Raw genomic sequence first — 24,756 nt, forward strand, 5'->3', positions numbered from 1 at the left:
CCGACGCTCTGCGTCACTCTCACCTCCGCCCTGCAGCCGCACGCACCAGACCCCGCCCGGGTTGCCGACGGGCGCCGCTTCTTACCGCCGGCCTGATCCGCCGGACGGGCACTAGCGGTGGATGCCGGGCGTTGTCAGTGCGAGAGGGAACCGGGGGAGGGGACGGCGATGACAGAAGTGATCGACCTGGGGGAGTACGGCGACGCGTTCCGCACGGACCCGCATCCGGTGTACGCGCGCCTCCGTGAGCAGGGCCCCGTGCATCGAGTACGGCCGCCCGGTTCCCGCGCCGACTACTGGACCTGGCTCGTCGTCGGGTACGAGGAGGCGCGCGCGGCGCTCGCCGACCCCCGCCTGTCCAAGGACGGCAGCAAGATCGGGGAGGCGTTCCTCGACGACGACCTGATCGGCAGGCATCTGCTGAGCGCCGACCCGCCCGAGCACACCCGCCTGCGGGGGCTGGTCTCGCGCGCCTTCACCATGCGGCGGGTGGAGGCACTACGGCCGAGGGTCCAGCAGATCACCGACGACCTGCTCGACGCCATGCTGCCGCTCGGCCGGGCCGACCTGGTGGAGTCGCTGTCCTACCCGCTGCCGATCACTGTGATCTGCGAACTCCTCGGCGTGCCCGAGATGGATCGCGCGGAGTTCCGGAAGCTGTCGACGGAAGTGGTGGCACCCACCAGCCCGGACAGTGTGTACGACGCCTATGTGCGACTCGCCGAGTACCTCAAGGAGTTGATCGAGGACAAGCGGTGCGCCGGACCGAGCGACGACCTGCTCAGCGACCTGATCCGCACGACGGCCGAGGACGGCGACCGCCTGTCCCCGCAGGAACTGCGCGGCATGGCCTTCATCCTGCTGATCGCCGGCCACGAGACGACGGTCAACCTCATCACCAGCGGCGTCCACGCCCTGCTCACCCACCCCGACCAACTCGCCGCCCTGCGCGCCGACATGAGCCTGATGGACGGCGCGGTCGAGGAGATGCTGCGCTACGAGGGCCCGGTGCAGAACGCGACCTTCCGGTACGCCGCCGAGCCCCTGGAGATCGCCGGCACCCGGATGGAGGCGGGCGACCCGGTGATGGTCTGCCTCACCGCGGCCGACCGCGACGCGGCCCGCCATTCCGCCCCCGACCGCTTCGACATCCACCGCGACACCCGGGGGCATGTCGCCTTCGGCCACGGCATCCACTACTGCGTCGGTGCGCCCTTGGCCCGACTGGAAGCCCGCACGGCGATCCGGTCGCTGCTGGAGCGCGCCCCGAATCTGAGCCTGGACGGCCCACCCGGTGAGTGGCTGCCGGGGATGCTGATGAGGGGGGTGCGGAGCCTGCCGGTGCGTTGGTAGGTCTGGTCGAGGTCCACTTCCTGGCCGACCGAGACGGGCGGCGGGTGGGCAACGGTCCCGGGGTCCAGGGAGCGGAGCCCTTTCACAGCACCGCGGCTCCGGCACCTCCCGGGAGCTCCGCCAGCCGCACAGCGCGCCGCTCCCGCCGGGACACCTCACACGCCTCCGCGATCCGCAGCGCCTGCAACGCCTCACGCCCGTCGCACGGGTTCGCCCGCTCCCCCCGGACGACCTCGACGAACGCGGCCAGTTCAGCCTCGTACGCAGGCCCGAACCGCTCCAGGAACCCGGTCCACGGCTTGGACGCCGCCGGCGGCCCCGTCGGCTCCGTGGACGCGATCGGCGTACGGTCGTCCAGCCCGACCACGATCTGGTCCAGTTCCCCGGCCAGCTCCATCCGGACGTCGTAGCCCGCCCCGTTCAGCCGCGTGGCCGTGGCCGTGGCGAGCGTCCCGTCGTCGAGCGTGAGCAGCACCGCTCCTGTGTCCACGTCACCCGCCGCCCGGAACATCGCCGGACCGGCGTCGGACCCGGCCGCGTACACGTCGACCACCTCGCGCCCCGTCACCCAGCGCAGGACGTCGAAGTCGTGGATCAGGGTGTCCCGGTACAGCCCGCCGGACAGCGGCAGCCACGCGGCCGCCGGCGGCGCCTGGTCGGACGTCAGCGCCCGGACGGTGTGCAGCCGCCCGAGCCGCCCCGAGCGCACCGCCTCCCGCGCCCCCGTGTAGCCCGCGTCGAAGCGGCGCTGGAAGCCCATCTGCAGGACCGTCCCGGCCGTCTCCACCTCGGCGATCGCCTGCAGCGTGCCGGGCAGGTCGAGCGCTATGGGCTTCTCGCAGAACACGGGGAGCCCCGAGCGCGCCGCCCGGCCGATGAGTTCGGCGTGCGCCGACGTGGCCGTCGTGATCACCACGGCGTCCACGCCCCACTTGAAGATCTCGTCCACCCCCGGCGCGGCCGTCTCTCCCAGGCGGTTGGCGAGCTCCTGGGCCCGCGAGGGGTCCGCGTCCGTGAGGATCAGCGAACCGACCTCCCGATGACGGCTCAGCGTGTTCGCATGAATGGTGCCGATGCGGCCTGTACCGATGACCCCGATGCGCATGTGAACAAAATGTGGGTAAGGCCCCCACGCTGTCAATGCGTATGTCCGGACAATCGAACTACACGACTTCCCGTCAACAACTCACGGAGCTACGCTCGGCCCCGTGCCGAAACCAGGAGTGGACCCGACCGTGACGCTCGAGCTCAGTGTGGACCGGAGCAGTCCGGTGCCCTTGTACTTCCAGCTGTCCCAGCAGCTCGAGGCCGCGATCGAACACGGAAACCTCACCCCCGGCAGCCTGCTGGGCAACGAGATCGAGCTGGCCGCCCGGCTCGGCCTCTCCCGGCCCACGGTCCGCCAGGCCATCCAGTCGCTCGTCGACAAGGGTCTGCTCGTGCGCCGCCGCGGCGTCGGCACGCAGGTCGTGCACAGCCAGGTCAAACGCCCCCTGGAGCTCAGCAGCCTCTACGACGACCTGGAGGCGGCCGGTCAGCGTCCGGCGACGAAGGTCCTGGTCAACGCCGTCGTCCGGGCGACCGCGGAGGTCGCCGCCGCACTCGGCGTCGCCGAGGACAGCGACGTGCACCGGGTGGAACGGCTGCGGCTCGCGCACGGCGAGCCGATGGCGTATCTGTGCAACTACCTGCCGCCCGGGCTCTTCGACCTGGACACCGCGCAGCTGGAGGCCACCGGCCTGTACCGCATGATGCGCGCCGCGGGGATCACCCTGCACAGCGCCCGCCAGTCCATCGGCGCCCGCGCGGCCACCGCCGCCGAGGCCGAGCGGCTTGCCGAGGAGGCGGGCGCCCCGCTGCTCACCATGCAGCGCACGACCTTCGACGACACGGGCCGTGCGGTGGAGTTCGGCGACCACATCTACCGCCCGACCCGCTACTCCTTCGAGTTCCAGCTCCTCGTACGCCCCTGAAGGTCTTTTGAAGGCCCTCGTACGACCCTGAAGCCGGGGCTCCGGTTCGTCGCAATGTCAGGACAATGCGACCGTCTCGCGCTCCCCGGTCACGGGCTGTACGACCCCTGTGTTCAAGAATGGGACGTTTGGGGCTGGTGAGGTCAACAAGGTCATCAGCCCCTTGCGCACGTCAGAACACAGCAAGAAGGGCACGGCCTCGTGGCACGTTTGAGGACCTTGGCAGGAATCGCGCTGGCAGGGGCACTCTCCGTGTCCCTGGCCGGCTGCAGCAGCACCGGCGGCAAGCGCGCCGAGGACGCCCGCGAGGCCGCGTCGGCCCAGGGGAAGGCGGCGGTGAACACGCCCCGCTGGACCTTTGCGATGATCACCCACTCGGGCGACGGCGACAGCTTCTGGGACATCGTCCAGAGCGGCGCCGAGCAGGCGGCGGTCAAGGACAACATCGACTTCCTGTACTCCCACGACGACGAGGCCCAGCAGCAGGCGCAGCTCGTGGACGCGGCCGTGGACAAGAAGGTCGACGGCATCATCGTCACGCTCGCCAAGCCCGACGCGATGAAGGCCGCGGTAGCCCGAGCCGAGAAGGCCGGCATCCCCGTGATCACACTGAACTCGGGCTCGGAGGAGTCCAAGGAGTTCGGCGCCCTCGCCCACATCGGCCAGGACGAGACCATTGCCGGCCAGGCGGTCGGCGACGAACTCAACGACCGCGGCCGCAAGAAGGCGATCTGCGTCCTGCACGAGCAGGGCAACGTCGGCCACGAACAGCGCTGCGCCGGCGTCAAGGAGACCTTCGACGGCACGGTCGAGAACCTCTACGTCAACGGCACGAGCATGCCGGACGTGCAGTCCGCGATCAGCGCCAAGCTCCAGGCCGACAAGTCGATCGACACGGTCGTCACCCTCGGTGCCCCGTACGCCGACACCGCGGTGAAGGCCAAGCAGGACGCGGGCAGCAAGGCCGAGATCGACACCTTCGACCTCAACGCCAAGGCGGCCGCCGAACTCAAGGTCGGCACCCTCGGCTTCGCCGTCGACCAGCAGCCGTACCTCCAGGGCTACGAGGCCGTCGACCTGCTGTGGCTGTACAAGTACAACGACGACGTCCTCGGCGGCGGCAAGCCGGTCCTCACCGGCCCGCAGATCATCACCAAGGACCAGGCGGCCGCCCTGGAGGAGTACACCGAGCGGGGCACCCGATGAGCGCCACCGCCTCCGCCTCCGCCTCCGCCGACGAACGGCTCCTCGAGACCTCGCCCCTGCGCAAGCTGCTGGGCCGCCCCGAACTCGGCTCGGTGGTCGGCGCGATCGCGGTCTTCGTCTTCTTCGCCCTCGTCGCCGACGGCTTCCTGCGCGCAGCGAGCCTGAACACGGTCCTCTACGCCTCCTCGACGATCGGCATCATGGCGGTCCCGGTCGCCCTGCTGATGATCGGCGGCGAGTTCGACCTGTCGGCAGGCGTCCTGGTGACGACGTCCGCGCTCGTGTCGTCGATGTTCAGCTACCAGATGACCGCCAACACCTGGGTCGGCGTGGGCGTGTCCCTGCTGGTCACCCTCGCCATCGGCGCCTTCAACGGCCTCATGCTCACCCGCACCAAGCTGCCGAGCTTCATCATCACGCTCGGCACGTTCCTGATGTTGACCGGGTTGAATCTCGGGTTCACCAAGTTGATCGACGGCACGGTCTCGACGAAGTCGATCTCCGACATGGAGGGCTTCCCGAGCGCGCAAGACGTCTTCGCGTCGACGTTGACGATCGGCGACGTCAACGTCAAGATCACGATCCTGTGGTGGTTCGGCCTGGTCGCGGTGGCCTCCTGGATCCTCCTGCGCACCCGCGCCGGCAACTGGATCTTCGCCGTCGGCGGCAACCAGGACGCGGCCCGCGCGGTCGGCGTCCCCGTGACGAAGACCAAGGTCGGCCTCTACATGGGCGTGGCGTTCGGCGCCTGGATCTCCGGTCAGCACCTGCTCTTCTCGTACGACGTCGTCCAGTCAGGCGAGGGCGTCGGCAACGAGTTGATCTACATCATCGCTGCCGTCATCGGCGGCTGTCTGATCACCGGCGGCTACGGCAGCGCGATCGGCTCGGCGGTCGGCGCGTTCATCTTCGGCATGACCAGCAAGGGCATCGTCTTCGCCGAGTGGAACCCCGACTGGTTCAAGTTCTTCCTCGGAGCGATGCTGCTCCTCGCGACCCTGCTCAACGCCTGGGTCCGCAAGCGCGCGGAGGCGACCAAGTGACGCTCGTCGAGCTGACCGACGTCAGCAAGCACTACGGCAACATCCGCGCCCTCGAGGGCGTCTCCCTGGAGGTCCACGCAGGGGAGATCACCTGCGTCCTGGGCGACAACGGTGCGGGCAAGTCAACATTGATCAAGATCATTGCGGGACTGCACCAACACGACGGCGGTGTCCTTCGTCTCGACGGCGAGGAGGCGAAGCTGTCCTCCCCGCGCGAGGCCCTGGACCGCGGCATCGCCACGGTCTACCAGGACCTGGCCGTCGTACCGCTCATGCCGGTCTGGCGAAACTTCTTCCTCGGCTCCGAACCACGCAAGGGCCCCGGCCCCTTCAAGCGCATGGACGTCGACTTCATGAAGAAGACCACCCACGCCGAACTCCTGAGAATGGGCATCGACCTACGAGACGTGGACCAGCCCATCGGCACCCTCTCGGGCGGCGAACGCCAGTGCGTGGCGATCGCGAGGGCGGTCTACTTCGGAGCGAAGGTCCTGGTCCTGGACGAGCCGACGGCAGCCCTGGGCGTGAAGCAGTCGGGCGTGGTCCTGAAGTACGTAGCAGCCGCACGCGATCAGGGCCTGGGAGTCGTGTTCATCACCCACAACCCGCATCACGCGTACATGGTGGGCGATCGTTTTGTCCTCCTGAAGCGAGGGACGATGGTAGGCAACCACACACGTGACCAGATCACCCTGGACGAGCTGACACGCCAAATGGCAGGCGGAAATGAGCTGGACGATCTACGCCATGAACTGCAGCGGACCTAAGGGGCGCGGGGAACTGCGCGACCAGCCCCCACGCACCCGCACCCGGCAAACATCGCGCACCCCCTTTGCTCCCCCGTTCGGCAGCGCCCCCGCGCGTGCGGCAGAATCGGCCCCGATGAGCACCTACGGCAACTTCAGCGCCCCCATCGGCTCCCGCCGCGCCCCAGCGCTCCGCACGGTCGGTACGAGGGAGCGCCGCTCGCACCTCACGGCCCCCCGCGTGCCCACGGTCGGCATCGACATCGGCGGCACAAAGGTGATGGCGGGCGTCGTCGACGCCGACGGCAACATCCTGGAGAAGGTCCGCACGGAGACGCCGGACAAGTCCAAGAGCCCCAAGGTCGTCGAGGACACCATCGTCGAACTGGTCCTGGACCTCTCCGACCGCCACGACGTGCACGCGGTCGGCATCGGCGCGGCCGGCTGGGTCGACGCCGACCGCAACCGCGTCCTGTTCGCGCCCCACCTGTCGTGGCGCAACGAGCCCCTCAGGGACCGCATCACGAGCAGGCTCTCCGTCCCCGTCCTCGTCGACAACGACGCCAACACCGCGGCCTGGGCCGAGTGGCGCTTCGGCGCCGGCCGCGGCGAGGACCACCTCGTCATGATCACGCTGGGCACCGGCATCGGCGGCGCGATCCTGGAGGACGGTCAGGTCAAGCGCGGCAAGTACGGCGTCGCCGGCGAGTTCGGCCATATGCAGGTCGTGCCCGGCGGCCACCGCTGCCCGTGCGGCAACCGCGGCTGCTGGGAGCAGTACAGCTCGGGCAACGCACTGGTCAGGGAGGCGCGCGAACTGGCCGCGGCCGACTCCCCGGTGGCGTACGGGATCATCGAGCACGTCAAGGGCAACATCGCCGAGATCACCGGGCCGATGATCACCGAGCTGGCCCGCGAGGGCGACGCCATGTGCATCGAGCTGCTCCAGGACATCGGCCAGTGGCTCGGTGTCGGCATCGCCAACCTGGCGGCCGCACTGGACCCCTCGTGCTTCGTGATCGGCGGCGGTGTCTCCGCGGCCGACGATCTCCTGATCGGCCCGGCGCGGGACGCCTTCAGGCGCCAGCTGACCGGCCGCGGCTACCGCCCCGAGGCCCGCATCGTCCGCGCCCAGCTCGGCCCCGAGGCCGGCATGGTCGGCGCCGCCGACCTCGCCCGCCTGGTCGCCCGCCGCTTCCGCCGTGCCAAGCGCCGTCGGGTGGAGCGGTACGAGCGCTACGAGAAGTACGCGGAGTCCCGCCGCACCACCCGGGAGTCCCTGTGACGGCGTCCCTGCCGCGCCAGGCCTCGACGTCCCCGGACGAGCCGCCCCGGCCGACCGAGGACCGCCGCCACAAGATCCGACGCAGGGCGATCACCCTGCTCATCATCGGCCTGCTCATCGGCGTCCCGGCCGGCTATTTGGTGATCTCCGCCAACCAGAGCCGCAACAGCGGCAAGGACAAGGAGGAGAAGTACTCGGCGACCGGCCTCACCGCAGGCTGGCCGTCCAAGGTGCAGCGCCGTCTCTACCAGGTGCCGGTCCCGCACCCGGCGGACCTGATCGCCTACTACGAGACCAACAACTGGAGGACCAGCCGCCTCTACGTCCAGTTCCGGACGACGAACGCGGGCCTGGACACCTTCCTCACGGGCATGGGCGTCAGCCGCACCGACCTGAAAAAGGGCGACATCAGCATCGGCGCCCGTGACCAGAAGATCACCGGCTGGTCGTTCGCCGGCCCCGGGCAGTGGTGGGGCTTCGTCCACAAGCAGAAGGACCCGGCGCCGACCCAGGACGTCGTCGTGAACCTGGCCAATCCGGCCTTCCCGATGGTGTACGTCGTCTCGCGCACGGTTCCTTAGAGGAGATGTGGCGGGCCTCGGCCGGTCGCCGGAGCCGATTGTCAGACCCCGCCCGTAGAGTCGAAGACGGCTGATCCGACTCACGGGCGGGAGGTGACAGGACGTATGAGCGACACGGCCACGGTGGCCGGGCGAGTGGAGGGGGAGGTCCCCGTCCGGCTTGCCGCCGTCTTCCTGCCCGCGCCCCTCCCGCGCGAGGGCCGGATCGCCTTCTGGGACCCCGAGGGCGGCCCCCTGCCCGCCACCGAGCACACCGAGCTCACTGTCGTACGACGGCACGGCGCCGGAGTGCGCCGCAGGACCACCCCCGCACTGACGCTCCCGCTCGGCGAGGCCCTGCCGCTCCTCGTCCGCGCCCGGCGCGACCCCGCCGCCCACCCCGCCACCGCCTGCTGGGGCGCGGCCGCGCTGCAAGCGCTCGGACTCACGGCCCGCGGCCGGCTGCTGCCCGGCCTCACGGCCACCGGCCACGACGCCTGGCGGGCCGGGCCCCTGGACCCCGACGACATCGCCTACCTGCGGGCCGTCGCGGCCGCCCTGCCGCACGAAGGACACGCGGTCCCGCTGCCCGGCCCGGGCCCGCTCCGGCTGCCCGAACCGGAAGCGCTGATGCGCTCCTTCCTGGACGCGGTCGCGGACACCCTGCCCCGCACCCCCGCCGCGCCGTACACCTCCGGCAAGCCCTTCGCCGCGCGCGAACCCCAGCGTCTGCCCCACGCCCACGACTGGGCCGCGGAGGTCGCCGCCGGCATGGACGCGGGCGTGCGGATCTCGCTCCGCCTGGACCTCTCGGCCTACGACCTGTTCGATGCGGACGGCGACGGCAGGCGCAGCGCGGGCGCGGCGATCGTCCAGGTGCACAACCTCGCCGACCCCACACTCGTGGCCGACGCGGCGGCCCTGTGGGCGGGCGACGCGGACGCTGCCTTCGGGCCACGCGCGCGCGTGGACGCGGCCCTCGCGGTGCGGCGCGCGGCCCGGGTCTGGCCGCCGCTCGACCGTCTCTCCGAACAGGACGCGCCCGACGTACTGGCCCTGTCCGAGGAGGAGTTGGGCGACCTGCTCGGCATCGCGGCGACCCGGCTCGCGGCGGCCGGGGTGGCCGTGCACTGGCCCCGGGACCTGGCGCAGGACCTGACCGCGGCCGCGGTGGTCCGACCCGCACCGGGCTCCGCGACCGACGGCACCGGCTTCTTCGAGAGCGAGGAACTCCTTCAGTTCCGCTGGCAGTTGGCGCTCGGTGGCGACCCGCTCAGCGAGGCCGAGATGGACGAGCTCGCCGAGGCCCACCGCCCGGTCGTACGGCTCAGGGACCAGTGGGTGCTGGTCGACCCCGCCCTGGTCCGCAAGGCCCGCAAGCGCGAACTGGGCCTGCTCGACCCGGTGGACGCCCTGTCCGTCGCCCTCACGGGCAGCGCGGAGGTCGACGGCGAGACCGTGGAGGCGGTACCGGTCGGCGCTCTCGCCACCCTGCGCAACCGACTCACGGCCGGTATCAAGCCCGCCGAGCCACCGCCGGGCCTGCGCGCCACCCTCCGCGACTACCAGCTCCGGGGCCTGGCCTGGCTCGACCTCATGACCTCCCTCGGCCTCGGCGGCTGCCTCGCCGACGACATGGGGCTCGGCAAGACGATCACCGTCATCGCCCTGCACCTGCGCCGGGCACGCCGCGAGCCGACCCTCGTCGTCTGCCCGGCCTCCCTGCTGGGCAACTGGCAGCGGGAGATCACCAGGTTCGCGCCCGGAGTTCCGGTCCGCCGTTTCCATGGTGCGGACCGCGCCCTGGACGACCTCGACGGCGGCTTCGTCCTCACGACGTACGGCACCATGCGCTCGGCGGCGGCCACCCTCGCCCAGCAGCGGTGGGGCATGGTCGTCGCGGACGAGGCCCAGCACGTGAAGAACCCGTACTCGGCGACGGCGAAGGCCCTGCGCACGATCGAGTCCCCGGCGCGCGTGGCCCTGACCGGCACACCGGTCGAGAACAACCTGTCGGAGCTCTGGGCGTTGCTCGACTGGACGACACCCGGACTGCTGGGCCCGCTGAAGTCCTTCCGCGCGCGGCACGCGCGCGCGGTGGAGAACGGCGAGGACGAGGAGGCGGTGGCCAGGCTGGCTCGCCTGGTCCGGCCCTTCCTCCTGCGTCGCAAGAAGTCCGACCCCGGCATCGTCCCCGAGCTCCCGCCCAAGACCGAGACCGACCACCCGGTCCCGCTCACCCGCGAACAGGCCGCGCTGTACGAGGCGGTGGTGCGCGAGTCGTTGCTGGCCATCGAGACCGTGGACGGCATCGCCCGCAGGGGCCTGGTGCTGAAGCTGTTGGGCGCGTTGAAGCAGATCTGCGACCACCCCGCGCTGTACCTGAAGGAGGACGTCCCGCCGGCGGCCACGGACCGGCTCGCCACCCGCTCCGGCAAACTCGCCCTGCTGGACGAGCTGTTGGACACCCTCCTGGCCGAGGACGGCTCGGCACTCGTCTTCACGCAGTACGTCGGCATGGCCCGCCTGATCACTTCCCACCTGGCCGCCCGAGCGGTCCCGGTGGAACTCCTGCACGGCGGCACGCCGGTACCGGAGCGCGAGCGCATGGTGGACCGCTTCCAGAGCGGAGCGACCCCGATCCTGGTCCTGTCGTTGAAGGCTGCCGGTACGGGCCTGAACCTCACCCGCGCGGGCCACGTCGTCCACTTCGACCGCTGGTGGAACCCGGCCGTCGAGGAACAGGCCACCGACCGCGCCTACCGCATCGGCCAGACCCAGCCCGTCCAGGTTCACCGCCTCATCACCGAGGGCACGGTCGAGGACCGCATCGCCGAGATGCTCGAAGCCAAGCGCGCCCTCGCCGACGCGATCCTCGGCTCCGGCGAATCGGCCCTCACGGAACTGACGGACCGCGAGCTGTCCGACCTGGTCTCGCTCCGGAGGACGTCATGACGTCCCACCCCGCCGACGAGGTCCGCCGCGCCCTACGGGCGGCGCGTGAGCGCGCGGAGCGGGGGGAAGGCGCGGAGCGGGGGGAAGGCGCGGACGGTGAGAGGTCGGGGGCAGCTGAAGAGGGTGCGGCGCCGGAGCCTGCGGCGCCGGAGAGGCCTGCGGTGCCGGAGGAGGGCACGGTGCCAGGAGAGGGCACGGTTCCGGTGCCTCAGAAGGCCGCTGTGTCTGCGGAGACCGACGCGGCCACAGGGCCTGAGGCGGTCGTGGGGCCGGACAAGTCTCCGGCGCCGCACGCCCGGCCGGGTGACGCAGCGCGTGCGGCGCTCCGGCAGGCCATTGCCGCCAGGCGCGGCTCGGGTACGGGTGCCGGCGATGCCGGTGTCGGGGGCGGTGCCGTTCCGGAGCCGGACGACCCCGATGGGCGAGATGCGGCTGCCGGGGGCGGTGCGGTTCCGGGCGCGAACGGTATCGCTGGGCACGGCTCGCGCCCGGGTGGCGAAGACGCCGGGCCCGGCACAGGATTCGGCGGCGTGGCGTCCGGTGACTCCGACGGTCCCTCGGAGAGCCCGGGCCAGGGCGGATCGGGCAGCGCACCCGGCTCCGGGCCAGAGGGCTCGGCCCAAGGCCTGTCAGGCAGTGCCGGCGGCTCGGCCCAGGGAGCCTCGACCGGCGGTGTCACCGGTGAGGAAACGGAACCGACCGGCGGCGCGACACAGGACGACGTAGCCGCTCCGCGGGACCCACGCCCCGCGGATGTCGCGCGCGAGGCGCTGCGCGCGGCCCGTCGGGCTCAGGCGGACGCCGCGAGTCTGGAAGCCGAGGCCGGGCGCCGTTCGCGGCGTGTCGCTTCGACCTCGGAGACAGGGTCCGCCCCGCGGCCGCGTCCCACCCATCCGGCCCCACCCCGGGCCCGGGCCGCAGGTGTCAGGGCACGCGACCTACGGGAGTTGCTGGCCGACGCCTTCCGGATGCCCGTAGACCTTCCGGACGCGAACGAGCAGGCCGACGACAACGACGACAACGGCGACAACGGCGACAATGGCGACAACGAGGGCACGCGGCACGGGAGTTCGGATCGGCCGGCGCACACGGACACCGGCAGCGAACCGGCGACCCCGGCTTCGCCCCCACCGGGTGAGGACCCCGCGGTCCACTCGCACGCACAGTTCTTGCTCCACCCCTCCCCGCTCTCCCCGGACCCACCTGCCCCACCCCGCCACCCCCGTTCCATGGCCTCTCCCAGCCGCGACGGTGAGCTGCGGCGGACCTTCGCCGCTCTCCCGCCCCTCGCGGCGACGGGCGGGGCCTTCGCCGAGACCTGGTGGGGCAACGCGTGGGTCACCGCGCTGGAGGAGGGCGCGCTGGACGCCAAGCGGCTGGCGCGGGGGCGCGGGTATGCCGAGCAGGGGCATGTGGACGCCATCACGGTGACGCCGGGGCTGGTGCTCGCGTATGTGCAGGGGAGCCGCCCCCGGCCGTACCGCGTGCAGGTGCGGCTGCGCACGCTCGACGACGCGGACTGGGACCGGTTCCTGGATCTTGCGGCCGAGCGGCCCGGGCACATCGCCGCGCTGCTCGACAAGGAGATGCCCCAGTCGCTGGCCGACTGCGGAGTCCCACTGCTCCCCGGCGCCGGTGACCTCGAACCGCACTGCAGTTGCCCCGACCGCGGTCACCCCTGCAAGCACGCCGCCGCCCTCTGCTACCAGACGGCACGTCTGCTCGACGCCGACCCCTTCGTCCTGCTCCTGCTGCGCGGCCGCGCCGAACGCGAGCTGCTCGACGCGCTGTCCCGCCTGAGCGCCGCCCGCGCGGCCCGTGCCGCCCAGGAACAGGAGCCGGCGCCGTTGCCCGGTGTGCGGGCGAGTGAAGCCCTGGTGCCTCGTCAACTCCCGCCCCTGCCCGCGCCGTTGCCCCTGCCTCCGCATCCCGGGCAGCCCCCGGTGTACCCGGCGGCCCCGGGCGGCCCGGACCCCTTCGCCCTGGACCAGCTGGCCACCGACGCCGCCGCCCGCGCCCACGCACTCCTCGGCACCGGCCGCGACCCCGTCGGCGAACTCACCCTGTGGCAGGACGCGGTGCGGCTCGCCGCGGCCCGCCCCGGTTCCGGGCTCACCGCCGCCACCCGTGCCCTCTACGCCTCCCTCGCCTCCGCCACCGACCGCACCCCGTCCGAACTGGCGCGCGCGGTCGCCGCCTGGCGTCAGGGCGGTATCGAAGGCCTCGCCGTCCTCGAAGAACCCTGGGACCCGCCGGCCGGCCGTTTCGACCGCGCCCGCCCCCTCCTCCTCGGCGCCGACCTCCCCGCGTTCCGCCCCGCGCACAACCGCCTCACCCACCCCCGCGGCCACGTCCAACTCCGTCTTGGCCGCGACGGCCTGTGGTACGCCTACGAGTCGGAGCCGGGCCAGGACGACTGGTGGCCCCGCGGCACGCCGGACCTGGACCCGGTCGGCGCCCTGACGGGCCTCGGCACACCGGGCGACCTCTGACCCCAGCCGGCCTCCGTCGGCCCCCCGCCGGCCGACTTCGCCCCTGCGACCGACCGCCGGCGCCGGGGTCGTACACCCTCCTGGCCCGCGCCACCGACACCACGGGCCGCACGCAGCCGGACAGCACGGTGCTCAACACGCAGGGTTACCTCTCCGACGCCGTGGTCCGGCATTCGGTGAAGGCGGTGTGAGAGTTCGCTGATGATGTTCGGGAGTCAGGTGTGGGGAGTGGGGGCCCAGGGGTCGGACAGTAAGAAACGGCGGTTAGCGTGGAGCGGTGAGTGAGACGAAGACCCCTGCCCTCCAGTACCGATTCGACGGCCCGGAAGACGCCCCGGTGCTCATCCTCGGCCCGTCCCTCGGTACCACCTGGCACATGTCGTAGAAGCCGTCTTCTGGCGTCGACGTGGTCCAAGTCGGGAGCGTTTGTCCTGTTCAGGGCCTTGTGGTTCAGGAGCGTCGACGCTGTTGGTGACACGCGCGTGACAGGTGTGACCGATGTGGCCCCCCGGCGGCTTGATCCGGCGGGGGTCTCCGCGTACGGGGACGGGCCCAATTGAGCGGTGGTCGATGGGGTTTGCTCTGCTCCGGTTAGCTGTTCTGGGCTGCGAAACAAGGGCGGCTGTCGAGAACCCTGAGCGCGTGCCATCGAAGTTGACCGGAATGCGGGTCAGTGCCCCCGCATCAGGAGGTGGAGCAGTGTCACCACGGCGACACCGACGACTAGGGCGGTACCGAACGACGGGTGCTTGAAGGCGACGTACACAGTGCCGCAGCCAGCGAGCATGAGCAGTACCATCCGTTGATCTATGTGCCCGTTCATCCGCGAGGCCCTCCCTGTATTTGCGCCGTCATGGCTGTCACAGGGAAACAGCGACTGGAATTCCGGCAGAAGACCCAACCGGATCATGGACTCTTCTGATCTTGAGGTGGCCTGTCGCGCTTTCCTGTGGCCCGATGTGTTGACGGCGACACCACCCAGCTCTCGCCGGGCGCGATCACGATGCGATGGCACGGCCTCGCGTCCGCACGGATGGCGCAGGGCGTCGGCGGACCGGTAGGCGAGCCGAAATCCCCGGCCAGGGACTCGAAATTGTGTTCGTAAATGGCTGTAAGGGCGAGGAACGGGAACGATCCGGAATCCGGATGTATCCGGCCCCTTGCCTTGCCGTTTTCCCTCCCCGAGGCAGCCTGGCCTATCCCGTCGTCGGCTCCGGCCGAGTCCCATTGTCAGTGGTGGCCTCTACGGTTCCTTGTGGCCGGCGCGGAATGCCTGTGCACGGCTGCGAGGGCATGAGTGCCGACCGAGTGGGGCGTGCGTTTTCGCCGTTGGCGGGAAATGCGGTCGTACTTGCTGGGCTGGTGAGAGGGCAGGATGTATGGAGTTGGACTACGACCGACTGGTCGCGCTGCGGAAACAGAGCGCTGCTTGGCGGCTGCTGAAGGCCGACAACGCCGCGCTGATGCTGAGCTTCTTCAACAAGGTGTTCGTCGAGCAGGGAGCGCGCTCGATTGCCGGTGCGGAGCTTGTCGAACGGCTGGACGACGAGTTGTTCGCCCTCAATGACCGGTTGGGGCAGGGCGCGTTTCCCAAGTCCGCGAAGGCGTATCTGGATGACTGGTCGGAATCGGGGAACGGCTGGCTGCGCAAGTATTACCCGCCGGATTCGGACGAGCCGCACTACGACGCCACGGCCGCGGTCGAGAAGGCGATCGCGTGGGTCCGGTCGCTGGAAGAGCGTTCGTTCATCGGCACGGAGTCGCGCCTGAATACGATCTTCGATCTGCTGCGGCAGATGACGTTCGGCACCGAAACCGACCCCGAGGCGCGACTGGCCGAGCTCACCCGTCGACGGCATGAAATCGACCAGGAAATCGAGCGTGTTGAGGCCGGCGAGGTAGACGTCCTGGACAGCGCGGCGCTGCGGGACCGCTACCAGCAGGTGACGACGACGGCGCATGGGCTGCTGGCCGACTTCCGCGAGGTTGAGGCGAACTTCCGGGACTTGGACCGGGACCTGCGGAGCAAGATCGCCGCGTGGGACGGGGCCAAGGGCGAACTCCTGGACGAGGTGCTAGGCAGCCGCGAGAGCATCGCAGCATCGGACCAGGGACGGACCTTCCAGGCGTTCTACGACTTCCTGCTCGCCCCGAGCCGTCAGGACGAACTCAAGACGCTGCTGGCCGAGGTCGAGGCGATGGAGGCCATCGACGAGCCTGACCCGCGCATGCGTCGCATGCCCCGGGACTGGCTGGAGGCCGCCGAACGCACCCAGGCCACGGTGCGGCAGCTGTCGGACCAGCTCCGTCGGTTCCTGGACGACCAGGTGCGCTCGGAAGACCGCCGCGTCCTGGCACTGGTGCGCGCGATCGAGACGCAGGCCCTGGCCCTGCGCGACGTGCCGGGCGTGAATCTGGTCGCCGAGATCGATGCGGCAGCCCCGGCCATCGCCCTGCCGATGGAGCGGCCCTTGTATACGCCGTTGGTCAAGGCGCCGATCGACAGCACCGGCATCGAGGCGGGGGACGAGGAGTTCACCGCCGACGCCTTGTTCGAGGCGGTGTATGTGGAGCCCGCCCGGCTCACGGCCGCGGTGCACCACGCCCTGGGTTTGCGCACGCAGGTGTCCTTGGCCGAGACGCTGCGCGAGCACCCCCTAGAGCAGGGGCTCGCCGAACTGGTCGCCTACTTCGCGCTACCGGACGACGGGTTCACCACCGTGTTCGACGACCACCGCCAAGAAGAGATCACGTGGATCGGCGAGGACGACGTCCAGCAGGTCGCCACCGTGCCCGTGGTCACCTTTGCCCGCACCAGCCCCGGCATCGCCTGGGTATCCAGCCCGAAGGAGCGGCGATGACCACACCTGCCACCCCGACCCCGCAGCAGCCGTACGCCCTCTCGCTGCCGGTCAACCAGCTACTCAAGGGCCCGGTCTTCCGCGACCAGCACGAGCGGGCCTGGGACGCCCTCCTGCATCACAGCGCCGGCGTGAAGGACTACGTCGACGTCATGGGGCTGCGCGTGGTGATCGACGAGATGGAGGGCTACGCCTTCCTCCAGTCAAAACCCGACGACGAGGACGATGTCCGCGATCCCCGCATGGCGCCGCGGCTGATGCCCCGCCGCTCGCTGTCCTACCCCGTCAGTCTGCTGGTCGTGCTGCTGCGCAAGCGGCTCGCCGAGTTCGACGCGGGCGCCGACGGCACCCGCCTGATGATCACCCGGGACGAGATCGTCGAGATGATCCCCATGTTCCTCCCGGCCGGCAGCAACGAGGCACGCCTGGTCGACCAGATCGACGGCCACATCAACAAGGTGGTGGACCTGCAATTCCTGCGCCGCCCTCGCGGGCAGGAGCAGCTGTTCGAGGTGCAGCGGATCATCAAAGCCTTCGTCGACGGGCAGTGGCTCGCCGACTTCGACACGAACCTGGCCCAGTACGCGGCCACCCACACCCCCCAGGAGAAGCAGCAGTGATCCCCGCCCAGCCCGGCCCCGCCGACACAAGTGCCTCCACCGACCTGGCTGCGGCAGGCTTCCGGCTGGAGCGTCTGGAGGTCTACAACTGGGGCACGTTCGACAAGCACGTGTGGTCGTTCGGCCTCGCCGGCGCCAACGCCCTGCTGACCGGTGACATCGGTTCCGGCAAGTCCACCCTGGTGGATGCGATCACCACGCTGTTCATGCCCGCCCGCAAGATCGCCTACAACAAGGCGGCCGGTGCGGAGAGCGGCGAGCGCAGCCTGCGCTCCTACGTGCTGGGCCACTACAAGTCCGAACGCAACGAGACCACCGGGACGACCAAGCCGGTGGCGCTGCGCAAGCCGGGCAGCTACTCCGTCATCTTGGGCGTGTTCACGAACCCGGCGCTGGCGGCGACCGTCACGCTGGGGCAGGTGTTCTGGCTGGCCGACGGGAACGCCACCAGCCCCGAGCGGCTGTTCCTCGTCGCCGACCGGGCGCTGTCCGTCGGCGGAGACTTCGCCGACTTCGGCACCGAGGTGCGGGCGCTGAAGAAGCGTCTCGAATCGGCCGATGTCCGCGTCCACAAGACGTTCCCGCCGTACAGCAAGGATTTCCGGCGCCGGATGGGCATCGAGTCCGAACAGGCGCTGGAACTCTTCCATCAGACGGTGTCGATGAAGTCGGTGGGCAGCCTGGACGAGTTCGTGCGCAGTCACATGCTCGAACCGTTCGATGCAGCGGCGATGACGGACAACATTGTGAGCCACTTCGACGCTCTGACTACCACCTACAACTCCGTTCAGCGGGCCCGCGCCCAGATCGATGCCCTCACCCCGCTACTTGAGGACTGCGACGCCTACGACGGCCTGGCCGCACGCATCGAGGAAGCCGACGCCCAGCAGGCCGCCCTGCGATACTTCATCGCCCAGCGCACGTCGGTGCTGCACGAGGCCCAGCGCGCCGAGGCGGAGCGGATGCTCACCCGCCTGGAGGGTGAGAAGAAGACCGCGAAGGACGAGCTGGAGCGGCTGCGGGACCAGGAACGCCGGTGGGAACTGCAGCGTGAGGGCCTGGGCGGCGGGCGCCTGGGTGAACTGGAGCGCCAGATCGAGGAGACGGAGCAGCAGCGCGCCGCTCAGGAGAAGCGCGCCCGCCAGCACGCAACCCTGCTGGAGCAGGCAGAGCTGGCCCCGGTCACCGATCAGGCGCAGTTCACCGACCGCCTTGAGGAGATCGCCCGGGCCCAGCACGACGTCGCCGCGACGACACAGGAGACGCGCACGGCCCTGGAGACGCTCGCAGTCGAGACCGCACAGCTGAATCAGCGGGCCGAGGACCTAAACGCAGACCTGATCAGTCTGCGCTCGCGCCGCAGCAACATCCCCCGCAAGCAGCTGGAGGTACGCGCCCGCCTGAGCCGCGAACTCGGCATCGAGGACAGTGCCCTGCCCTTCGCCGGCGAACTCATTCAGGTCCGAGACGAGGAACAGGCGTGGGCCGGATCCGCCGAGCGGCTGCTGCGCGGCTTCGCCGTGTCCCTCCTGGTCCCCGGCGATCAGTACGCTCGCGTCTCCGACTGGATCAACGACCACCACCTGGGGACGAAGCTGGTCTACTTCCGCGTCCCGGACAAGCTCCCGCCGCGGCGCTTGCCCACCGGTGCGTCCACGGCGCTGTTCACCAAGCTCGAAGTGCGCGAGGACTCGCCGTTCGCCCCGTGGCTGGCCGGCGAGCTCGAACGCCGTGCCTCCCACGCCTGTGTGCCGACGATGGAGGACTTCCGCCACGCCGAACTGGCCATCACCGCACAGGGGCTGATCAAGGGGGCGCGGGGCCGCCACGAGAAGAACGACACCACCAGCATCGGCGACCGCAGCACGTATGTGCTCGGCTGGACGAACCAGGCGAAGATCGATGCCCTCCTGGATCAGGCGGTACGGGTCCATGGCGCCCAGCGCGAGATGGAGAAGAAGAAGCGCGGGCTGGGAGCCGCGTACGAGGACGCCATCAGCCGTGACAAGGTCCTTGACCGGCTGGCGGCGATGCTGGACTACAGCGAGATCGACTGGCCGTCCGCGGTACGGCGCATCACCGAGCTGACTGCGGAGAAGCAGCGCCTGCAAGCCGCCTCCGAGGACCTGGACGAACTCACCCGTCGCCTCACCGAGATCGCCGACGAAATCACCGAACAGGGGGCCGCCTACGAGAAGGCCAGCCAGCGCTGGGGGCGGGTCGACGGCGAGCGCGACGCCGCTGAACGCGCCTGTGACGAGGCCCTCGCGGTACTCGACGAACCGGCCGCCGGCGCTGCACAGGCGCACTTTCCGGCCCTCGAGCGGCGCTTGACTACCGCCCGCCTGGAGTGCCGGACCGCGCAGGAGTGGGCGCAGGCCGAAACCCTGCTGCGCGAGGAGATGACGGCGCACAAGCACCGCTGGGCCAAGGAGCAGACCCGCCTCGCCCAGACGATCGCCGCCCAGATGAGCTCCTTCCGCACCACCTATCAGGTCGAGACCAGCGAACTCGACGCCTCCGTCGCTTCCGCCCCCGGATACCGTGCCCTGCACCAGCAGCTCGTCGCCGACGACCTGCCGCGCTTCCAGGACCAGTTCCGCACCTACCTGAAGACCAACGTGATCCGCGAGATCGCCGGATTCCACGCGCAGTTGAACATCTGGGCCGACGAGATCGGCGACCGCATCCACACCATCAACGAGTCGCTGGCCGGCATCGACTACAACCCGGGCCGCTACATCATGCTCAAGCCCGAGCAGACCCCCAACACCGAGATCCGCGAGTTCACCGCGGAACTGCGCGCCTGTACCGACGACGTCCTATCCGGCGACGACTCCGACCTGTACTCCGAGGAGAAGTTCCACCAGGTCCAGCACCTAATCGAACGCTTCAAGGGCCGCGAAGGCCACGCGGACAGCGACCGCGGCTGGACCAAGCGCGTCACCGACGTGCGGTACTGGTTCGTCTTCAGCGCCAGCGAACGACGCCGCGAGGACGACTCCGAGTACGAGGTGTACTCCGACTCCGGCGGCAAATCCGGCGGACAGAAGGAGAAGCTCGCGTACACCATCCTGGCCGCCTCTCTCGCCTACCAGTTCAAGCTCGACACCACCCACAGCAGGAGCCGTACCTTCCGCTTCGTGGTCATCGACGAAGCCTTCGGACGCGGCTCAGAGGAATCCGCCCGCTTCGCCCTGGACCTCTTCAAGCGCCTGGGCCTGCAACTCCTCATCGTCACCCCGCTGCAGAAGATCCACGTCATCGAGCCCTACGTGTCCGCCGTCGGCTTCGTCGACAACCCCAGCGGACACCACTCCCGCCTACGCACCCTGACCATCGCCCAGTACCGCCAAGAACGCCTCGCCCACACCCTGGCCGGCCTGCAGCCCACCGCCGGACAGGGAAACTGAGATGACGACGCATCAAGGCTCCAACTGGACTACGCCGCAGGCCGTCCTCGAACGCCTCCGCAAACGCTGGAACACGGGTACCTACCTCACCCAACTCGCCGACGGGGCACCCTGGGAACCCGTCGAGATTCCCCTGCGCGGCCCCAAAGCTGGCGACATCACCCGCCACTACGACGACGTCCTCGCCTGGACCGAATCGTGGGCGCCCAGCGCACACCGGCACCTGCGCATCGAATACCGCCGACTCGGCGGACGCCTGGCCGGCGTGAACAACATCCCCGACCGCGTCTGGATCGACGACCGCGACGACCTCTGGCGCCTACTCGGCGTCACCCCCACCGTCGCCCGCTACCAAGCCCTGCTGGCCTCTACCCAGGAAAGGCTGCCCGCTCTCATCGACTGGATGGTCGCCCATCCCATGCAGGTCCTCCAACGGGAGGCCGACTGGCCCCGCCTGGAGGACACGATCCGCTGGATCACCGACTACCGTGGACCAGCCGTCTACCTGCGCCAGCTCGACGTACCCGGCGTGGACACCAAGTTCATCGAACGTCACCGCGCCATCCTGACCACCCTGCTCGAGCAGTGCCTTCCCGACGACCGCATCGACACCGCGGCCGCGCGCACTGACTTCGCCGCCCGCTTCCGCTTCCTGCGCAAGCCCGCCTACCTGCGATTCCGGCTGCTCGGCGGCGAGTCGGTGGGGGGCTTCAGCGAACTCACGGTCCGCGCGGATGAGTTCACCGCGCCGCCGCCCGGCATCACGACCGTGTACGTCATGGAGAACGAAACCACCTACCTTGCCTTCCCCGACCAGCCCCACAGCATCGTGATCCACGGCGGCGGCTACGCCGTCACCCAACTATCCGCCCTGACCTGGCTGCACGATGTGCGCCTTGTGTACTGGGGCGACCTGGACACTCACGGGTTCACCATCCTCGACCGGCTGCGTCGGTCCTTCCCGCATACGCGGTCCATCCTGATGGACCGGAGCACTCTCCTGGAGCACCGCGGCCAGTGGGTGAAGGAAGACACGCCCACCCACCAGCCTCTCGGCACACTGACGCCGGACGAGGCCGATGTCTACGACAACCTCGTGGACGGCGAGTTCGGCCCCAACGTGCGACTCGAACAGGAACGCGTGCGGTTCCACCTGCTCGAAGACGCCCTGAACGAGCTCCGCTAGGCACCGCACACACCATCAGCCGGCTTGTCGGTGCCGATGAAGGGGCAGGTTCATCGCGCTGCGGCGAGTAGTTCCTGGTGCCTGGCGAGGGCCGTAGCGCGAAGGAGAGCACGGAACTCGTCGGTCACCGTCCCACGGGTCTTCAGGGCATGGCAGTTCGGGCACAGAGCGATCATGGCTTTGGGAAGGTCCTCGCCCCCCTTGGCGTGATCGTCTATGTGATCTACTTCCAACAGGTAGGAGCCATTGCGGCTGAGTGCCGAGGTGTAGCGGGGATCAGGGCAGCGGGGGTTCTCGCAGCCCCCTTGGCTGCGCTCGAGCACCGCATAGCGGGATGCGGCGATACGGCTCAGTCGCTGACCACCTTGGGGTCGGCGGCGATGGCTCTTGCCGTCCCGCACGGCGCCCTCCGCCCGGGCATTCAGCTCCGCGTACCGCAGAGCCGGAACTGCCATACGGCGCAGGAGGACAGCGGTCATCCGGCAGCGGTCGAGTGCATCGGCGGCCGGTTCCTCGGCCGGCAGTGCGAAGTGACCTGCGGCCGAGTCCCAGTCGTTGTCGAACTCGCCGTGGCGCAGACGCGCGCACTCCCAGCGGCTGCGGTTCAATTTCGTGAGTGTGGTCGCCGTGTCCGGCCACAGGGCACCGTAGGGGAGGCCGTCCCGTAGCCAGGCGTACTCCAGCCCCGTGTAGATAGCGGCGTACTGGAGGTTGCGTCCGTAGGTGACGACGCGCTTGCCCTGGAGTCTGCGCAGCAGGGTGTCAGCTACCTCGCGGAAACGGGGGGCGGCTTCGAGTTCCTCCGGGCCGGCATGGCCGAGCCGAAGCTGCTGCAGGTATGTCGCTTCCCATTCGGGGTTGATGAATTGATGCCATCTCTTGCGGCCGCCGGCCGAGGTGATTGCTATCTCGTAGGGCACGGCCCGTTCCCGGGGCGGGGTGGACGGAGCGGGCGACCCGATGGCGCTGACGGCCAGAATGACCGTATCGGGATCGTCGAGGACGTCCTGTGCCCAACGGATCGCAGCATTGCGGATGGCTTGGGCTTCGTCGGCATCGGGTGCCGCCGAGAAGGTGACAGCTCGATCCGCGCGGTAGACAGGCGACGGTGGATACACGGTCTCCTCCCATCCCAGCGTCGCGCGCCCGGTGCTCGTGGGCACCCCGGGGATGCCAATCAGCTGCGGAGGCCCGAGCACGTAGGCGTCGGGACGGAACAAGTTTGACGCGCGCAGCCCCGCGACCCTGAGCTGGCCGGCGGACTTCAACCCCTTCGGCAACCGCGGGTAGCGCTGAACCAGGCTCCTGAAGACGTCGTTCGGTTGTGCATCCGGGTTCTCGACGTAGACCGGCGCGCCGAACCCGGCGGGAGTGGCACCGCACACCACATGTTGCTCACCCACGGGGCTGAACGGGGCGGCATCGAACTCTACGAACATGTGTAGCTGTTGACTCCATGGAGATGGACGAGGACCTGGAGTGAATTTAACCCGACAGGCTCGTGGCCTGAGCTGTTGCGGCCCGGTCAAGGCCCCCTGCAAACGAAAGCCGACCGTCAAGCAGAGACGCAGATCATGGGCCCGCGTCGGCCGGTCTGCGCCCTGATCATCGGCCCGACCGCGGCACCTATCCCGAGCTGATGGAAAGTCTCACACGGCCGGTCTTCGACCGGGCCGTGCGCTGGGTGCACGTGGCGGAGATGCTGGCACAGGTCTGGAACGGAGTGGACGGCGGGTAATTCCGGAAGGGTCCGCCCTCGTTCGGCCGACAGCGCGGGCAGCGTCTCGCTCGTTGTGCGGGTGTGGACGACGAACGGAGGGTTGCGGACCGGGTGCCGTACGGGGTGGACCAGCAGCGCCGCGGGCTGAGGTGCCACCTCGAAACCGCCCTGGCCCGGCGCCTAGGAGTGGTGCCCAAGTCGTCGGCACCACCGTCTGGCTGCCCCCACACCAGAAGGGGGCAGCCATGAAGGTCACCGAGGCCACCCCGAGGCATCTGCGCCATCGCGGCCACCTACCTTCCCGCCGACGACACCCAGGCCGCCGCCCGCCACTTCTTCCGCGCGCTGGACGACGCGATCCACCAGCGCTTCGAGGACGAGCCGCTCAGCCCGCTGGAGCTGCGCCGGTGTCCGCGAGGCCAGTGCTGAGCGGCTCGGCTGGCCGTTCACCTGGATGCTTCACTCGCTCGGGTCTGCTGATCGATGGACTGACTCGATCAGCAGCGTCACGTCCCGAGGCACCAGAGGGCCCACATGCGCGCCCTCACCGTTGCTGCCCTGGACGCGGCGCTTATCTCGACCGCTTGCGACGACAGCGGCGGTGGCGACGGCGGCACGCGCAGGAACAGTAGCGCCTGCAAGATCGACACGGTCGGAACCAAGGTCAGTCCCGCCAGCGTCGCCTGTCCGTCGGCGACACCGGCCTGGTACCCGTCACCGTCACCAACCAGGACGTCAAGTGCCCCCTGGACGGCTTCCCCGGCGTCGAACTGCAGGGGGAGCGGCGTCGACACGACCGTCCAGCTGGCTACGGCGACGCGATTTGGGTTCTGTCAGCGATCACGGGGAGCGGTAACGACCAGTGAGAGTGGTGTTCGATTCCAGTGTCTGCGCCCGGGTGCGCCGCACCGGATATCGCCAGATGTGACGCTCCCATCGCATTCCGATGACGCATCATGTGGAGTGCGTGGCGGTTCTTGAGCCTGGGGCAAAGAGTGCCTGACCTGCGGGTTTGGGTGGTGTTCGTTATGTGTGCTGTGGGCGTTACGGGCGATGTCCTGACGCACGTTTGACGCATGGTCGACGCACGTTCTGATGTGTCGTCAGGTGTCTTGGGCTGCAGCTCAGTAGCCTGCGGGGGCTGGGATCTGGCTGAGGGCTTTACCGAAACCTTGCCGAGTCAGTAGGAGTTGGGGCCGTGCGGGCTCCAATGGTGGGAAGGGCCGCAGGTCGTCAGGACGGGGTTCTGGGACGTCGGGTAGCTGTGGAGTCCTGCCCAGCGGGTTCAGGCGCTGGAGATGTGCGTCGGCTCTGGTCTTCTCCTGCCCGGTCGGCAGAGCTTC

The 24,756-nt window shown here is 69.8% G+C and carries 16 protein-coding genes; 13 read left to right on the plus strand and 3 right to left on the minus strand.

The window, feature by feature from the left end:
* The first annotated feature begins 168 nt into the window (after positions 1–168).
* Positions 169–1,353, plus strand: a complete 1,185-nt coding sequence (locus tag IG08_RS0139670; RefSeq protein WP_030614727.1) for a cytochrome P450 family protein — start codon at positions 169–171, stop codon at positions 1,351–1,353.
* 82 nt (positions 1,354–1,435) lie between these two features.
* Here the strand turns inward: IG08_RS0139670 and IG08_RS0139675 are convergent, their stop codons facing one another.
* Entirely contained in the window at positions 1,436–2,458 is a 1,023-nt protein-coding gene (locus IG08_RS0139675; RefSeq protein WP_030614730.1) for a Gfo/Idh/MocA family protein, read from the minus strand.
* Between the two features lie 130 nt (positions 2,459–2,588).
* Here IG08_RS0139675 and IG08_RS0139680 point away from each other — a divergent pair, with 130 nt between their 5' ends.
* The 12 genes from IG08_RS0139680 to IG08_RS0139745 all read left to right on the plus strand — a co-directional run bounded on the left by IG08_RS0139680 (position 2,589) and on the right by IG08_RS0139745 (position 21,693).
* A complete protein-coding gene (locus IG08_RS0139680) occupies positions 2,589–3,326 on the plus strand; it encodes a GntR family transcriptional regulator (RefSeq protein ID WP_106981115.1) in 738 nt (245 codons plus the stop codon).
* A 201-nt stretch (positions 3,327–3,527) separates the two neighbouring features.
* Positions 3,528–4,532, plus strand: a complete 1,005-nt coding sequence (locus tag IG08_RS0139685) for a sugar ABC transporter substrate-binding protein (RefSeq protein WP_030614736.1) — start codon at positions 3,528–3,530, stop codon at positions 4,530–4,532.
* Positions 4,529–5,575, plus strand: a complete 1,047-nt coding sequence (locus tag IG08_RS0139690) for an ABC transporter permease (RefSeq protein ID WP_030614740.1) — start codon at positions 4,529–4,531, stop codon at positions 5,573–5,575. The genes IG08_RS0139685 and IG08_RS0139690 overlap by 4 nt, the downstream gene beginning before the upstream one ends.
* Positions 5,542–6,342 carry an ATP-binding cassette domain-containing protein gene (locus IG08_RS0139695; protein ID WP_078655919.1) on the plus strand — a complete coding sequence of 267 codons (801 nt, stop codon included), beginning with the start codon at positions 5,542–5,544 and terminating at the stop codon, positions 6,340–6,342. Before IG08_RS0139690 ends, IG08_RS0139695 begins: the two co-directional genes overlap by 34 nt.
* A 115-nt stretch (positions 6,343–6,457) precedes the next feature.
* Positions 6,458–7,606, plus strand: coding sequence for an ROK family glucokinase (locus tag IG08_RS0139700; RefSeq protein WP_030614745.1), 1,149 nt, complete (start codon positions 6,458–6,460; stop codon positions 7,604–7,606).
* Positions 7,603–8,187 (plus strand): hypothetical protein, encoded by a 585-nt coding sequence (locus IG08_RS0139705; RefSeq protein ID WP_030614748.1) that lies wholly within the window; start codon positions 7,603–7,605, stop codon positions 8,185–8,187. Before IG08_RS0139700 ends, IG08_RS0139705 begins: the two co-directional genes overlap by 4 nt.
* 105 nt (positions 8,188–8,292) lie before the next feature.
* Positions 8,293–11,121 (plus strand): DEAD/DEAH box helicase, encoded by a 2,829-nt coding sequence (locus tag IG08_RS0139710; RefSeq protein ID WP_030614751.1) that lies wholly within the window; start codon positions 8,293–8,295, stop codon positions 11,119–11,121.
* Positions 11,122–12,089: 968 nt separating this feature from the next.
* Positions 12,090–13,613: an SWIM zinc finger family protein gene (locus IG08_RS56090; RefSeq protein ID WP_420823308.1), complete on the plus strand. Its 1,524-nt coding sequence runs from the start codon at positions 12,090–12,092 to the stop codon at positions 13,611–13,613.
* 1,379 nt (positions 13,614–14,992) lie between these two features.
* Positions 14,993–16,474, plus strand: a complete 1,482-nt coding sequence (locus IG08_RS0139730; protein WP_199820986.1) for a DUF3375 domain-containing protein — start codon at positions 14,993–14,995, stop codon at positions 16,472–16,474.
* A complete protein-coding gene (locus tag IG08_RS0139735; RefSeq protein ID WP_030614761.1) occupies positions 16,471–17,094 on the plus strand; it encodes a DUF4194 domain-containing protein in 624 nt (207 codons plus the stop codon). The genes IG08_RS0139730 and IG08_RS0139735 overlap by 4 nt, the downstream gene beginning before the upstream one ends.
* Positions 17,091–20,507, plus strand: coding sequence for an ATP-binding protein (locus IG08_RS0139740; protein WP_199820987.1), 3,417 nt, complete (start codon positions 17,091–17,093; stop codon positions 20,505–20,507). Before IG08_RS0139735 ends, IG08_RS0139740 begins: the two co-directional genes overlap by 4 nt.
* 1 nt (position 20,508) lies before the next feature.
* Positions 20,509–21,693, plus strand: coding sequence for a Wadjet anti-phage system protein JetD domain-containing protein (locus tag IG08_RS0139745; RefSeq protein WP_030614767.1), 1,185 nt, complete (start codon positions 20,509–20,511; stop codon positions 21,691–21,693).
* Between the two features lie 50 nt (positions 21,694–21,743).
* On the opposite strand, the gene IG08_RS0139750 is transcribed toward IG08_RS0139745, so the two are convergent.
* The gene (locus tag IG08_RS0139750) at positions 21,744–23,132 is read right to left on the minus strand and encodes an HNH endonuclease signature motif containing protein (protein ID WP_030614770.1); all 1,389 of its coding nucleotides are present in this window, start codon (positions 23,130–23,132) and stop codon (positions 21,744–21,746) included.
* A 787-nt stretch (positions 23,133–23,919) separates the two neighbouring features.
* Complete coding sequence (locus tag IG08_RS0139760) at positions 23,920–24,207, minus strand: hypothetical protein (protein WP_030614773.1); 288 nt, start codon at positions 24,205–24,207, stop codon at positions 23,920–23,922.
* Positions 24,208–24,756: the final 549 nt, after the last annotated feature.

It is taken from the genome of Streptomyces fulvoviolaceus, assembly GCF_000718165.1.
Taxonomy (GTDB): Bacteria; Actinomycetota; Actinomycetes; order Streptomycetales; family Streptomycetaceae; genus Streptomyces; species Streptomyces fulvoviolaceus.